The sequence below is a fragment of the Wielerella bovis genome (assembly GCF_022354465.1).
Taxonomy (GTDB): domain Bacteria; phylum Pseudomonadota; class Gammaproteobacteria; order Burkholderiales; family Neisseriaceae; genus Wielerella; species Wielerella bovis.
On record NZ_CP092361.1, the window covers coordinates 497,061 to 511,094 of the forward strand.

Genomic DNA, 14,034 nt, shown 5'->3' on the forward strand with positions numbered 1-14,034 from the left:
ACTTAATTTAGCAAGTGTTATTTGTTAAATAAAATATAAATACATGATAAAAATATAAATTATTTTTTTCAGGCTGCCTATTTTAAAAAGGGCAGCCTGAAAACCATTAGGCAAGCGATAAGCATAAAATACTCAACAATGCTGGCACAGCTTGAAATGCAGCAATTTTGCGTTTTGCTGGATTGCTGTACGCTAAATATCCACCTGTAGCCATCGCGGTTATTAAGGACGCAAATAATAAACCATTGGCGATACCGTATACATACGCGCTATCGGTCATAAATAAATGCAAGAAAATAGCAATCGTTAAATTGGCTGCTAACGCTAAATTGTATATCGCTAAATTATTGAATATGGGTTTTAATGTGGCAATATCTTTTTCTCGAATACCGAAAATACGGCGAAAAGCGGCTTGCCCATATGCAGGTAGTTCTAAGAAAAAAATGCGGTAGTGCAACGCAGCAACGGCGATGGCAAATAGCAACGCAAGTATCAGCATATTTAGTCTTTCAAAAAATGGTTGAGTTTGAGGGCTTTGATGTGAAGATACCCTTCGTTTTCAGGGTTTTTTCCCACTTTTAACGGTACGCGTTCGGCAATTTCAATACCACTATCACGCATTGTTTGGATTTTTTCGGGATTATTCGTTAGCAAACGTACTGATTGTACGCCCAAGTGGTCGTAAATATGTTTGGCGATGCTGAAATCGCGTGCATCAATGGGTAAACCCAGTGCAAGATTGGCTTCTACTGTATCCATGCCTTCATCTTGCAGACGGTAAGCGCGAATTTTGTTAATTAAACCAATGCCGCGTCCTTCTTGGCGCAAATAGACAATCACGCCTCGTCCTGCTTGTTGTACCGCTTGCATGGCTGCTTGAAGCTGTGGGCCACAATCACATTTTTGCGAAAATAGCGCATCGCCTGTTAAACACTCGCTGTGAATACGCGATAATACGGGTTCAGCGCCTGCCACTTGACCCATAACCAGCGCGACGTGTTCTTGTCCTGTGCGTGAATCTTCAAAACCATGCATTTGAAACACGCCATATTCGGTTGGCAGGCGACAGGAAGTAATGTGTGTAATTGGATTGTTTATCATTTTGATTTTTCTAAAAATATATTGAATTTCGTATAAAATTGGCTTTCAGGCTGCCTGAAAATATTTAAAATAGTGTTTTTTATTTGGGAAACAATTATGCCCTTTACCCTTGCTCACCCAGCAGCTGTGTTGCCTTGGGCGCGTTGCTCAAAATGCCATTTTCCTGCGCTGATTTTAGGCAGTTTGTCGCCTGATTTTGTTTATTTTTTAGGTGGACAAGCATCTTTTTCTATTGGGCATACATTTTGGGGAGTGTGGTTAATTAATTTACCATTATGCTTTGTTTTCTACGCGATTTATAAAGCCATTTGGCATGATGTATTGCGCGATTATTTACCCACTATCATCAATATTGCGCCACGCCACCCAGCTTTTTCAGGCAGCCTGAACACACGATTTTGGCGTTTTAGCACATCTGCATTGATTGGCATGATAACTCATCTTTTTTTGGATGAGTTTACCCATCAAACAGGTTATTTTGTCGCACAATTCTCAATTTTAAGCGAACATATTGGTATTTTTCCCTTATTTAAATGGTTGCAATATGGCTGTGGTGTGTTTGGTTTAGTAATTTGCGGCGTGTATATTTTGCTTGCTGCCAAATATGCACCGCATATTTCCCCTGTTTCTACGCAAGAAAAAATACAATTTTGGCTAATTTGCATATTAAACAGTTTGCTTTTGCTCATTATTTGGCAAATCATACAAGCTATTACTTGGAACAATGTGGCGACTTGGATTATTCGTGGTGTGGATTGTACGATAATTGCGTTTACGTTTCAGGCTGTGTTACAGAAATATCGCGCAAAATACAACTAATTTTTATTTGACAATAGTATGCGTATAGAACACTACTTGTTGCACTATTTCAAATCATTAAATTATTTTAGGATTTGATGCAAATAAGTTGCATCTCACCTATGCTAAAAGGCAGCCTGAAACTTTGTATAGTGGATTCACTAAATCAGGACAAGGCGACAGCGACTGCCGTGTACACATAGTACATAAGGGAGCTGGCAACGCTGTACTGGTTTAGTGAATTCACTATAAAACTCAAAATTGTAGGTCGAGTTTTTGAATCCGATATTTCTTATATGGAACAATTATTTGTTTTGATTTGAAACGTCGGATACGGGTATCTGACCTACGCGTTTTCAGGCAGTCTGAATAGGTTTTGCAAAGGGGTTAGCCTGAAATAAAGTTACGCTTCACTATAGTCGTTTCAAATACAAATAGTACAGCGTTGCCAACGCCCTTATGTACTAGATGTACACGGCGGTCGTTGTCGCCTTGTACGTGTTAATTTGAAACGACTATACATTCGCGCAACACGGGTAATACGCCCAATGCCAGCCCTACCCAATCTGCCAAAGCGTTTTCCGATAATGCCACCTTGCTCTCAATATGCAACACGCCGTACACAATGCCGTCTTCGCCACAAATCGGCAAACTGGCTTGACTAACGGTGCGACGATTATGCTCGCCCCGAAGTTCGCCAATTTGTAGCCATTTTTCCACATTGTCTGCGATATTTGCCCAGCCTGAATGCGCCGTTCGTGCGGCTAAATATTGCCATGCGCTGTCTTCGTGAGTGGATAATTCGGTTTCAATCGGTACGCCTATTTGCGCCACGCGAATCAAATTGCCATTTTCAGGCTGCGCATAAATGATGGCAGTTTGTATTTCTTTTTGACGTGAATAAATGGAATCCAACGCCATAAATAATTGTTTTAGAGTATTAATCTGATTTGAAATATGTTCAGGCAGCCCATCGTGTTGCACAATCGCATTATCAATGTGGGCACGACCTTGTGCCAGCACCGTTTGTGTCGCTGCGCGAGCAACGGCAATTTCATCATGATTGAGCTTCAAGGCTTGGGTTTGTAAATAATCTTTAATTTGTTTCATAATTAGGTCATTAGGGCAGCCTGAAAAGTATTTTTTCAGGCTGCTTATTGGGTTGAACCGACTATAAATGGTTCATCATTTAATTAGCAATAAATGTGTGCCATAAATAAGATGTCGGCATAATCAAAAACAAAGTCGGAATCATATTGGCAACGGGAAACGATTTTATTCCCATAATCCGCAAGCCTGTGGCAAGCATAATCAAACCACCTGCTGCGTAAAAATCGGCACGCATATCGGGCGTGGTCAGTGGCACAATCAGTGTGGCAAGGAAAAATAAACTCAACTGAACGCTTAATTGTGGTACGACAATCGTAGAAACCGCCATGCCTAAACTAATTGCAAAAATGCCTGCGGTAAAAAAATCCAAAATGGTTTTGATGTATAAAATGGACGGGTCGCCTGTCATGCCTTCGTGCATGGAGCCGAATATGCCTGTGCCACTGATGCAAAACAACACTACCAAGGCGACATATTTGTCTAAAAATTCTTCGTGCGATAAGCCTTCTGACGGAAATACTTTATTAACTATGCCGCGTACGCTGCCTGCCAGTTTGTTCAAACGGGTTTCTAAATGTAACAATTCGCCAATAATCAAACCAAATACGGAAGCCAGCACAACGGCGGCAAAATATTTGACATTCGGTAAGCTGACAATGCCTAAACCCATTGATGCCAAACCAAAAAATGGAATCAAGCCTGTGCGGATGCGTTCGGGGATTTTGTCGCCAAAAAATGCGCCAAGTATGCCGCCCAATGCAATGGCGGCGGCATTGATAAAAGGGCCAATGGGGAAATGTTGCATGGTTTTCCTTGTCAATGGAATGGGTTTCAGGCTGCCTTTTGTACAAAAGCAGCCTGAAAATTAGGCTGAAACATACCTGATTTATGACTACATGGCAACAATCAATCTAGCAAAAACTGACTATCGTGAATAGACAATAGTGCCTTTTCAGGCTGCCTTTTACTATATAAATCAATGTTTATCTTATAAAATATTCACACCCGATAATTCTCGTGCGGTTTTGGCGGCGTAATTATCGGTCATGCCACCAACATAATCCAATACTTTCATATAAGCCAAATACAAGCCATCTTCGCGTTTGATTTCGGCTGGATTGAGTAATTCTAATGCCAATGATTGATGTACATTAAGGCTGCCTGAAACCACATATTCATGAACACTCGGCACCAATAAATCCAATAATGAACCCAAACAAGGGAATGCTGCCAATTCGTACATCAATTTGCTGCGATGACGAAACACGCGCTCACGAGCCAGATTTTTGGCGTTGTTCAGCGTTTCTTGTACATGCGTTGGGGTGCAACTGAGCAAATCTTTTTCACAAAATTCGCCGTTGAGTAAATCGGTTTCGTGTTGAATAAAAGTGTGGGCAATACTTTCTATCGCTTGTCCAATCGCATAACCGCGCATCATGGCGATTTTGTCGCGCGGATTGCTGACTTGGCGATGTTCTGGTTTAGCAAGTGGCGCGAGTACATCGGATACGGTTTCGTAATCCAATAATTCCAAGTCAATCGCGTCTTCCAAATCCATCAGCGCGTAACAAATATCGTCCGCTGCTTCCATTAAATACGATAAGGGATGACGCGCCCAACAATCGCCTTGCTTTTCAGGCAGCCCTAAATTGTGGGCAATGTGGCGAATATAGGGCAATTCTGCTTGATAAATATTGAATTTGCGCCGTCCATAATCTGGGTGGCTACTTGTCCACGGATATTTTAACAATGCGCCGATGGAAGCTGCGGTCAAACGCATACCGCCTTGTTCGGCATACATTTCCAAACTGGCGACTTGGCGCAAACTGTGTGCATTACCTTCGTATGTTTGAATATCGTTGATGTGTTCGCGCGATAAATTTTGCAGATATTTTTGATGTGCTGCATCACGAAACCATTGGCGCAAAGCATCTTCGCCTGTGTGTCCAAACGGTGGATTGCCGACATCGTGCGCCAAACACGCCACTTGTACCACCATGCCAAAATCGTCCACTTGCGTATGCGCGGGCAAACGTTGATTGGCTGCCAACATACCGCCGACTTTGCGCCCCAAACTGCGCCCTACACTGGCAACTTCTACGCTGTGCGTCAAACGATTGTGGGTGTGGTCATTTTTGGCAAGTGGGTGGACTTGAGTTTTGCGTCCCAAACGGCGAAAGGCGTGCGAAAACACCAAGCGGTCGTAATCCACATGAAACGGCGTGCGATACGCATCGTGGGATATGGACGGCGGCATTGCCACAATATCACGCTGCTCGTTGATTTGAAAACGGGTGGTGGACATTAATTGTGTCCAATTCATCAGCGTAGCCATAATCAATTCCTTGTATTTTGTTTATTTTCAGGCTGCCTATTTATTATGATGCAGCCTGAAAACCAGTTCAGCCACTTGTTGTTTACTTAAATCGCTTAATGGAATGTCTCGTTCGGGCAGACTGATGCCGCCTGCGTTGGCGTGGTTTTGTGCGTGGCGGATAAAATAGATGGTTTTCATGATTTTTTCCTTTCAGGCTGCCTGACAATTATTCTTCCAATACTTCCACCGACATTCCTGCGACATTTTTGTGAACGGATAATTTAACATTGGAATTACGCTTGATTTGATAACATTGCCCCCAAGTTACGCGGAAAGAATGCCCAATTAATTCAGCCATTTCGCTTTGTTCAATCCACGTTTTACAGATGCGCCCCCTGCTTCCACTAATATGGACACCACCCATTTTTGCAGCAACAATACGTTCTGGTGCAAAAGAAATCGCTATCGCAAATATTAAAGTTACCCAACCTGTCATGCCAAATAGCACACTCAAAAAACCTACAATAAGCATAAATAAAGGGCTGCGATGTTCTGTGTCCAAAATCCCATATTCATCTATAACATCATTTTCAACTTGAAATAACAAGCCAAATAAGCACGTTAATATGGAAGCTACACCCCAAATGCGTAAAGGCTGTGTTTCATGTGCCACGCCTATTCCATCACCATACCAAATGGCAAACGGTAACATCCCACCAATAAAAATCCAAATCATCAGCCAAAGTCTAGAAATGCGGAACATGATTATCCTTTGTTTTTTCAGGCAGCCTGAAAACCAGTTCAACAGCTTGTTGTTTGCCCAAATCGCTTAATGGAATGTCGCGTTCGGGCAGACTGATGCCGCCTGCGTTGGCTAGACTTTGTGCATGGCGGATAAAATAGATGGTTTTCATGATTTTTTCCTTTCAGGCTGCCTGAAAAATCAAGCTATTCACGCCGTAAATGTCCCAATATTTCTACTGCGCCCGTTTCAAACAAAAAATCTTCCCAATCCGCACACAATGTATTATCCACGCGAATAGGGAATTGGCGATTTTCGCGTTTAACCCATAATGCGGGTGTAATATCCCTGTTATGGAGAATGTAGTAAAACGTGCATTTTGCACGCGAAAAAACATATTTTTTCCGCCCTAAAACACCATACATCACAATTCTGTCCGCGTAAACATCAGCAAATTTGCGTGTACTTAAACCAAACCACCAACTTTCGGTGAGCCACAACCAAAATAATCCAAATAAAATCCATGCCGACCAATGAGTTAATCCCAACATCACACAAATTGCAGCGTAAACCATTCCGAAGATACCGCCCGCGGCAATCGCAGCAATCGGCATAAAAATAGCCGCCCAAATAGAAATCAGATAACGCCGTCCACCATTGGCTAATGGAACCACATGACGCGGTTTATTGCTCGGCAATTCAAACAACGCGATTGAAGCAGTAGAATTGGGACGATGCGACTGCTTATAACGCGGTTTACGGTGTTTTTTTGCAGAATATTTGGGCATATTTTTGACCTTTCAGGCAGCCTGAAAGCTATTTCTTCCAAGAAATCGCCAAATCATACAAAGCCTTTTTGCTTTCCCCTGTGATTTTGGCGGCTAATTCTGCTGCTTGTTTGGTGGGCAATTCGGCGGACAAGATTTTCATCACATTTTGCGCCGTTTCAGGCAGCGTGTCCGATTTTTCTACCACATTCGCGTGTATGACCAACACCATTTCGCCACGCGATTGATTGCTGTCGGCAGCTAATTTTTCGCGCAATTCGCTGACCGTTCCCACCAAAAAAGTTTCAAAAGTTTTCGTGATTTCTCTTGCCAACATGATGGTTCTATTGGGAAACGTATTTTCCATATCGTCCAATGTTGCCGCGATTCGGTGTGGTGTTTCAAAAGCGATGATGGGGTAATCGGCGTTTTGCCATTGCTCAAATAATTTCACACGCTCGCCCGATTTTGGCGGCAAAAAGCCATGAAAATAAAAATGTGGTTCGGACACGCCCGCCACGCTCAACGCGCCCATGACCGCGCTCGCCCCCACCACAGGCACAACCACGAAACCTGCTTCACGCACACGCGCCACCAATTTCGCCCCTGGGTCGCATACGGCAGGCGTGCCAGCATCCGAAATTTGCGCCACGCGTTTACCTTCGGCAAGTGCGGTGATGATTTTGTCTGCCATTTGCTGCTCATTGTGTTCGCGCACGGAGAGCAATTTCGCCTGAATGCCGTATGCCGCCAGTAATTGTGCCGACACGCGCGTGTCTTCCGCGCACACCACATCGGCGGCTTGCAACACGGCAAGGGCGCGTAAGGTAATGTCTGCCAAATTACCAATGGGCGTGGCGACAATGTATAACGTGCTGTTTTGTATGGAATCTAATGCTTTTTGGAAATGTTTTTGCATAATATATTGGTTTTTCAGGCTGCCTGAAAATATAGTAAAGAATAGATAGAAAAGATTTTAACGCGAAAATAGTTTTTCAGGCTGCCTAATAAAAAATTAGGCAGCCTGAAACTCATTGTCCACGCAAAAACAGCGCGTCCAAATCTGCCAAACCAATCCGCACCCAAGTCGGTCGCCCATGATTGCATTGATTGCTGCGTGGTGTGGCTTCCATATCGCGCAATAAAGCGTTCATTTCAGGCAGCGTCAATTGTCGCCCAGCGCGTACCGAACCATGGCACGCCATTGTGCTTAAAATTTGATTTTCATATTGTTCAATAACTTGCGAACTGCCTACTGCCATTAATTCACGCAACACATCTTGTGCCAATGCTGCTGCATCTGCTTGTCCTAACATGGCAGGCACAGATTTGACCGCTATTTGTCCATTGCCCAAATCCGTCAATGCTAAGCCATAATCACATAGCACATCGGCATAATCTGCGGCGGCGGCACGTTCTTCATGCGTAGCTGCAAAAGTCATTGGAATCAACAATATTTGCGTTTTCAGGCTGCCTGAAAGCCGTGCTGCTTTCATTTTTTCATAATTCACACGTTCCGCTGCCGCGTGCATATCCACCAAAATCAAGCCATCCGCGGTTTGCGCCAAAATATAAATTCCCAATAATTGCGCCAATGCAAATCCCAAAGGGTAATCTGGTTTTTCTATTTTTTCCGATGAAGATTCAATAGCCTGCGTATGATTTGTTTCGGGTAAATGCGTTTGTTCCCATGCCGTTAATTCATCATCGCGATACAATTCCGCATAAGTATTCATCGCCGCTTGTCGCTCACGCAAAGACAGGCTGCGTTGTTGTGGCGCACGAAAGGCGGAATAATTAACAGGGGTAACTTTTTGATTATTAGGGAAACTGGTTTTCAGGCTGCCTGAAATTTCCGTTTGCCCCCACCCTAACCCTGCACCGTTTGGAATGGGAGAGGGAACAGAGGCTGGCTCACCCAAAACGCGTTCCTGCAAAATTTCGCTAGCATTGCCCACGCTATCGGTTAAATCCGCGCGTGTGTCTGCCAACACCTTGTTTAAACTATGAAAAATTAATTGGTGTACCGCCTGACTGTCGCGGAAACGGATTTCGGTTTTGGTCGGGTGCACATTCACGTCCACCAGCTCTGGCGGTATCTCTAAAAACAGCACAAATGCAGGTGTCATCTGATTGTGCAACACGTCTCGATACGCTTGTTTGACCGCATGCAAAATCACTTTATCGCGCACAAAACGATTATTAACAAAACAAAATTGATTGTCCGATTTGCCTTTGCTAAATGTGGGTTTGGCGATAAAACCGTGTACGCGCAACACATTTTCGCCGCTGTCCACAGGCAAACAGGCAGCCTGAAACTCTGCGCCAACAATCGCCGCCACACGTTCCGCCAAAGATTGCGCGGGATAAGAAAACACCGCTTTGCCATTGTTTTTTAATGAAAATGCCACTTGTGGATTCGCCAACGCCAAGCGTTCCAACATGGTGGCGCAATGGGCGTATTCCGTGTTTTCGGATTTTAAAAATTTGCGCCGCGCTGGGGTGTTGAAAAATAGTTCGCAGACTTCTACCGTTGTGCCGATGGGGTGGGCGGCTGCGCTGACCGCGCTTAATACGCCGTCTTCGGCGCGGATTTGGTGAGCGTGGGCGGTTTCAGCGGTGCGGCTAGTTAGGGTTAGGCGCGACACAGAAGCAATGCTCGCCAAACCTTCGCCGCGAAATCCCATGCTGCGGACATGTTCCAAATCGGATAAATTTTTGATTTTACTGGTGGCGTGGCGCGACAAGGCAAGCGGCAAATCATCGGCATGCATGCCTGCGCCATTATCGCTGACACGAAGCAGTTTAATGCCGCCTCCTGCGATTTCTACGGAAATATGGCTTGCGCCAGCGTCTAGGCTGTTTTCCACGATTTCTTTTAGGGCGTTGGCAGGGCGTTCCACCACTTCGCCTGCGGCAATTTGGTTGATTAGGTGGTCGGGGAGTTTGATGATTTGGGACATAGTGCGCGTGTATTCAATCAATGAGAGGAGAGATTGTAAAAGATTGCAGGCAGCCTGAAAATACTAAAATGCCATTTAGAGTCCAATCCAAATGGCATTTTTCATTTAAAAATCAATTTTTAATTCTTGGGCTGTTGCACTTTCAGCAAGAACGACACGCCAAACGCCGCAATATAACAAGCCGTAAACACCAATGCCACCATTTCATAATTTTGTGGGAACATTGCCAACACCGCGCCTGCAATCGCAGGTGCCGCAAAGTTAGACAAACCAGCCGACAAAGTGTAAACCGAAATCGCCGCGCCTTTGTGTGTCGGTTCTAATGTGGTGAAAATTGGGGTCATCGGCACAAACGCCGCCACAAACCAACCCAACAAAATCGCTGGAATCCACGCCATCATAAATTCCGCCATGCCAGCCGCCGCCGAACCGTCCGCGTCCGTCAAACCAGTGGGCGCAACCGTGTTGTACCACTCGGGCAAATAGTAAAACACCAATGTGGACAATGCCATACCAATACAACCAAACCAACGAATCGTGCGCACCCAACCGATTTTCTCGCCCACAATGCCCCAAAACACGTTGGAAACCAAAGTCGTGGCAAAGAACACCGTCCAAATTTGCAACCATTGAGACGTTGAAAACTCAAAGTTTTTCGTGAAATACATCGGACCAATGACCGCGTAACCAAACAAGGACAAAGTGTTCACAATGCGGATAAAGCTCGCGTACGCGATTTGTGGGTTTTTCAACAGGGTAATTGCGCGGCTCAATTCGCTCAATTTTTCTTGTGTGGACAAACCATCGCCTTTGGCTTTGCCCGTCAAATGACCCAATTTGAACACGGCAACCAAACCACCCAATACCACAAAAATCAGCGCAGACCACAAAGTCCCCATTTCGCCAAAAATCGGAATCGTGAAGCTCGGAATAAAGCTACCAAACACGCCAATACCAAACGAATACACCGTCCAGAACCAACCCATAGATGGGCCAATTTGTCGCGCTTCCACATTTTGCACAATCATCACAATAAATGAGTATAAAAACAAGGGGTAAGCCAAACCACGCAAACCGTAAAACAGCAAAATCATCGCATAATTAGATTGTCCCAAGCCAAAAATCAGCAAGAGAACGTGCAACACCGCCCACATCACAAAGCCAATAATCATCGCTTTGCGTGGCGTGATGATTTCCGCCACCACGCCCGACACCCACGCCGCAATCGCCGCCGCAAAACCGTACACCGCAAAGGCGTTAGACGATTGCGCTTCGGTAAAGCCCAAATCCACAATGTATTTGGATAAAAAGGCTAACTCAAAACCATCGCCCGTCATAAACAAGGCAATGGCAATATAACCCCAAATCAATTTCAGGGGCATACCCATCCATTCTCGGGTATCGTGTGCTGTTGGATTATTCATCTGTAAACATCTCCGTATTTGAGAAAAATTGTTTTTTTAGAACCTGTATTCATCATTTTGGTAGCTTGATTTTGTTGAATTTTTTTGTGAATACAAGGCGGATTTTTGTGCCAATAGCGAGACTATTGGCACAAAAATCCAACGTAGTAGGCGCGGAAAAAGGCAATAAAAGCAAGCAATCAAGGTTATGAATACAGGTTCTTATAGTGGGAAAGATTTTCAGGCTGCCTGAACAGTTATTTCATTCAAAATAACCGCAAATTTGGTGCGTGGTACGTCCCCTATATTTGATTTGTCTTGTAAACAAAAGGCAGCCTGAAAAGGTATTATCTATTTGCTTTTTCTACTGAATATAATTTTCTAAATTGCGCGTAACGTGTTGGCAAATAATCTTTTTTGTTTGCTTTAAAGATTTGATTGATTTCAGGTTTGGTGCAAATTTGCGTTTCATTGCCACCGCAAGCCAATGCCGCCAAACGCGCCGCGCCCAATGCGCCACCCGTTTCGCCACCTTTGTGGGTAACAATTTGAATTTGCAAAATATCTGCCAATAATTGCGCCCAATAAGGACTTCTCGCACCACCGCCCAACAGCGAACATTCGCTGATTTGCGTGCCACTTTCTTGCAAAACGCGCACACCGTCCGCCAAACCAAAACTCACGCCTTCCAATACCGCGTAACCGATTTCCGCGCGACCGTGTGCGTGCGTCAAACCGTGCAGGCTGCCTGTGGCAAAAGCGTCATTGTGTGGCGTGCGTTCGCCTGACAAATAGGGCAGGAAAATCGGGGCTTGGGCGCGTTGTTCATCGCTCAAACGCTCAATTTCGGCAAGCAATTCCACTTCTTTCACGCCCACCAATTTGCAATACCAACTCAAACACGCGGCTGCCGACAACATCACGCTCATTTGATGCCAACGATTGGGCAAAGCATGACAGAAACAATGTACCGCCGATTGGGGTGCAGGGCGATACGCTTCGTTCACCACAAACACCACGCCCGAAGTACCCAGCGAAATAAACGCATCATTTGGATTGACTGCGCCCACACCGACCGCGCTGGCTGCGTTGTCGCCACCGCCACCTGCCACAATCACGTTTTCAGACAAACCCCATTTTTCGGCTAAATCCGCTTTCAGGCTGCCTGAAACTTGCGAGCCTTCCACCAAATCCGCCATAAAACTTCTGTCCATGCCACAAGCGGCTAATACCTCGTCCGACCAATCGCGTTTTGCCACGTCCAACCACAACATACCTGCCGCGTCCGACATTTCCGATACTTTTTTGCCAGTCAGCAAAAAGCGAATGTAATCTTTGGGCAACAAAACCGTTTTGGTTTGCGCGAAAATATCGGGTTCGTGTTTGCGTACCCACAATAATTTGGGCGCGGTAAAACCTGCCATTGCCAAATTGCCCGTAATCGCGTGTAAATTGGGAACGGCTTGTTCCAATTCCGCGCATTCGGCTGATGAACGTGTGTCGTTCCACAAAATCACGGGGCGCAATACATCATTGTTTTCATTTAACAAAACTGCGCCGTGCATTTGACCCGACAAGCCAATGCCACGAATTTGCGCCCATTTGAAATTGCCGACTTTATCGCGCAATTGCAAAACCAAATCATTGGTAACGCGCCACCATTCGTCAGCCGATTGCTCCGACCATTGTGGGAAAGGGCGTTGAATGCTCAAAGGTAAACCGTGTGTGGCGATGATGTCGCCATTGTCGCCCATCAACAGGGCTTTGATTTCCGAAGTGCCGTAATCTAATCCGAGATACATATTTGATTTTTCCTTGTTATTTTTTTGGGGAATGGGGTTTCAGGCTGCCTGAAAAGCCCTAATTATCGGTAAAATATAAAATTAATTTGAAGAAGTATTTCTTTCTTCACATACACAACACCACTGAATATTGGTCAATAAATTAAATTGATTCATAATATAAAGTGATTTCCTTAATTCAATATTTGCAATATCATGAAGAATTTCATTATTTCTATCAAATAGTTCCATCATTTCTCGAAATACACGACCAAATACTTCATTTTCACTCATTATTTGTTCTACAACATTGGCTACCTTAATAGCATTGTCAAAGAAATTAATTGTTCCTACATTTTCTGCTTGTATAAATTTTAGATATTCATCAAAACTTAATGTTTCAATTTTCTCAGATTCACTAAATGCCTGATTGTGAGTACCACCTTTTGTATATGTATTAATATGATGACTATTTAATTTATGTGCCTCAGTAAAATTTGAGTTTTGAATTAATTCCTTTTTTTGATAAAACAACCATAATTCATTAATATTTTTTGCAGCAGGAGAGGCATATAAAACCAAAGCCTGATTATTTAATCTTGTGTGTAGTGCTTCCAAAATTCCTTGCTGATTGGTATCTATCCCATATCTAAAATAGGGTTCCTCCCAATAACTCCATTCATTAGCATTTGTTTCTGTTAAATATTCAGGTCTTTTATATTGAAAAAAACAATTTGTTCTAATTTTTCTCGGTAATAAATAGCTAAATCGTCTGAAAAAAGATTTTAAATATACACCTTCAGGTAATTGAAAATCCTGAAAGTTCTTATTTATAGTGGGGTCTAAAAAAAATGCAGCATCAAAACCTAAATATCCCTCACATACTTGCCCTGGTGGAAAAAATATAGGATAAGTGCTGGCTAACTCTACATTAAACCAACTCTCATAAGTTTTTTCTTCAAAGCCAACCTTCATGATTTCAACTCTTTCTATTTTCTTAAATTTTATAGTGTGCTGTACCACTCACTAAAACTTATCTGGAATATTGTTAT

15 protein-coding genes are annotated in these 14,034 nt (G+C 43.8%); 1 reads left to right on the forward strand and 14 read right to left on the reverse strand.

Annotation, left to right across the window (positions count from 1 at the left end; genetic code table 11):
- Nucleotides 1-106 precede the first annotated feature (106 nt).
- Nucleotides 107-499 (reverse strand): DUF1304 family protein, encoded by a 393-nt coding sequence (locus tag MIS45_RS02535; RefSeq protein WP_249450897.1) that lies wholly within the window; start codon nt 497-499, stop codon nt 107-109.
- Between the two features lie 2 nt (nt 500-501).
- On the reverse strand, nt 502-1,101 hold the full coding sequence (ribA, locus tag MIS45_RS02540; RefSeq protein ID WP_249450898.1) for a GTP cyclohydrolase II: 600 nt from the start codon (nt 1,099-1,101) through the stop codon (nt 502-504).
- 96 nt (nt 1,102-1,197) lie between these two features.
- On the opposite strand from ribA, the gene MIS45_RS02545 reads away from it, so the two are divergent.
- Nucleotides 1,198-1,920 (forward strand): DUF4184 family protein, encoded by a 723-nt coding sequence (locus MIS45_RS02545; protein WP_249450899.1) that lies wholly within the window; start codon nt 1,198-1,200, stop codon nt 1,918-1,920.
- A gap of 480 nt (nt 1,921-2,400) precedes the next feature.
- On the opposite strand, the gene MIS45_RS02550 is transcribed toward MIS45_RS02545, so the two are convergent.
- The 12 genes from MIS45_RS02550 to MIS45_RS02605 form a co-directional block, all read right to left on the reverse strand.
- Nucleotides 2,401-3,009: a hypothetical protein gene (locus tag MIS45_RS02550; protein ID WP_249450900.1), complete on the reverse strand. Its 609-nt coding sequence runs from the start codon at nt 3,007-3,009 to the stop codon at nt 2,401-2,403.
- A 79-nt stretch (nt 3,010-3,088) separates the two neighbouring features.
- A complete protein-coding gene (locus tag MIS45_RS02555) occupies nt 3,089-3,814 on the reverse strand; it encodes a DUF554 domain-containing protein (RefSeq protein ID WP_249450901.1) in 726 nt (241 codons plus the stop codon).
- 183 nt (nt 3,815-3,997) lie between these two features.
- Nucleotides 3,998-5,344 carry a deoxyguanosinetriphosphate triphosphohydrolase gene (locus tag MIS45_RS02560; protein ID WP_249450902.1) on the reverse strand — a complete coding sequence of 449 codons (1,347 nt, stop codon included), beginning with the start codon at nt 5,342-5,344 and terminating at the stop codon, nt 3,998-4,000.
- 36 nt (nt 5,345-5,380) lie between these two features.
- The gene (locus MIS45_RS02565; protein ID WP_249449050.1) at nt 5,381-5,524 is read right to left on the reverse strand and encodes a histidine phosphatase family protein; all 144 of its coding nucleotides are present in this window, start codon (nt 5,522-5,524) and stop codon (nt 5,381-5,383) included.
- Between the two features lie 28 nt (nt 5,525-5,552).
- Nucleotides 5,553-6,089 carry a hypothetical protein gene (locus MIS45_RS02570; RefSeq protein WP_249450903.1) on the reverse strand — a complete coding sequence of 179 codons (537 nt, stop codon included), beginning with the start codon at nt 6,087-6,089 and terminating at the stop codon, nt 5,553-5,555.
- Entirely contained in the window at nt 6,073-6,240 is a 168-nt protein-coding gene (locus MIS45_RS02575; protein WP_249449052.1) for a histidine phosphatase family protein, read from the reverse strand. The genes MIS45_RS02570 and MIS45_RS02575 overlap by 17 nt, the downstream gene beginning before the upstream one ends.
- Before the next feature lie 34 nt (nt 6,241-6,274).
- Nucleotides 6,275-6,856: a hypothetical protein gene (locus MIS45_RS02580; RefSeq protein WP_249450904.1), complete on the reverse strand. Its 582-nt coding sequence runs from the start codon at nt 6,854-6,856 to the stop codon at nt 6,275-6,277.
- Between the two features lie 28 nt (nt 6,857-6,884).
- On the reverse strand, nt 6,885-7,757 hold the full coding sequence (gene rsmI, locus MIS45_RS02585) for a 16S rRNA (cytidine(1402)-2'-O)-methyltransferase (protein ID WP_249451324.1): 873 nt from the start codon (nt 7,755-7,757) through the stop codon (nt 6,885-6,887).
- Between the two features lie 109 nt (nt 7,758-7,866).
- Entirely contained in the window at nt 7,867-9,798 is a 1,932-nt protein-coding gene (gene mutL / locus MIS45_RS02590; RefSeq protein ID WP_249450905.1) for a DNA mismatch repair endonuclease MutL, read from the reverse strand.
- 119 nt (nt 9,799-9,917) lie between these two features.
- On the reverse strand, nt 9,918-11,222 hold the full coding sequence (locus tag MIS45_RS02595) for an MFS transporter (RefSeq protein ID WP_249444500.1): 1,305 nt from the start codon (nt 11,220-11,222) through the stop codon (nt 9,918-9,920).
- Between the two features lie 326 nt (nt 11,223-11,548).
- A complete protein-coding gene (gene xylB, locus MIS45_RS02600) occupies nt 11,549-13,003 on the reverse strand; it encodes a xylulokinase (protein WP_249450906.1) in 1,455 nt (484 codons plus the stop codon).
- Between the two features lie 81 nt (nt 13,004-13,084).
- Nucleotides 13,085-14,005 carry a hypothetical protein gene (locus MIS45_RS02605; protein WP_249450907.1) on the reverse strand — a complete coding sequence of 307 codons (921 nt, stop codon included), beginning with the start codon at nt 14,003-14,005 and terminating at the stop codon, nt 13,085-13,087.
- Nucleotides 14,006-14,034: the final 29 nt, after the last annotated feature.

Coding starts and splice junctions, on each gene's coding strand:
- MIS45_RS02535 (WP_249450897.1), bottom strand. CDS start 499: ATGCTGATACTTGCGTTGCTATTTGCCATCGCCGTTGCTGCGTTGCAC.
- ribA (WP_249450898.1), bottom strand. CDS start 1,101: ATGATAAACAATCCAATTACACACATTACTTCCTGTCGCCTGCCAACC.
- MIS45_RS02545 (WP_249450899.1), top strand. CDS start 1,198: ATGCCCTTTACCCTTGCTCACCCAGCAGCTGTGTTGCCTTGGGCGCGT.
- MIS45_RS02550 (WP_249450900.1), bottom strand. CDS start 3,009: ATGAAACAAATTAAAGATTATTTACAAACCCAAGCCTTGAAGCTCAAT.
- MIS45_RS02555 (WP_249450901.1), bottom strand. CDS start 3,814: ATGCAACATTTCCCCATTGGCCCTTTTATCAATGCCGCCGCCATTGCA.
- MIS45_RS02560 (WP_249450902.1), bottom strand. CDS start 5,344: ATGGCTACGCTGATGAATTGGACACAATTAATGTCCACCACCCGTTTT.
- MIS45_RS02565 (WP_249449050.1), bottom strand. CDS start 5,524: ATGAAAACCATCTATTTTATCCGCCACGCACAAAACCACGCCAACGCA.
- MIS45_RS02570 (WP_249450903.1), bottom strand. CDS start 6,089: ATGTTCCGCATTTCTAGACTTTGGCTGATGATTTGGATTTTTATTGGT.
- MIS45_RS02575 (WP_249449052.1), bottom strand. CDS start 6,240: ATGAAAACCATCTATTTTATCCGCCATGCACAAAGTCTAGCCAACGCA.
- MIS45_RS02580 (WP_249450904.1), bottom strand. CDS start 6,856: ATGCCCAAATATTCTGCAAAAAAACACCGTAAACCGCGTTATAAGCAG.
- mutL (WP_249450905.1), bottom strand. CDS start 9,798: ATGTCCCAAATCATCAAACTCCCCGACCACCTAATCAACCAAATTGCC.
- MIS45_RS02595 (WP_249444500.1), bottom strand. CDS start 11,222: ATGAATAATCCAACAGCACACGATACCCGAGAATGGATGGGTATGCCC.
- xylB (WP_249450906.1), bottom strand. CDS start 13,003: ATGTATCTCGGATTAGATTACGGCACTTCGGAAATCAAAGCCCTGTTG.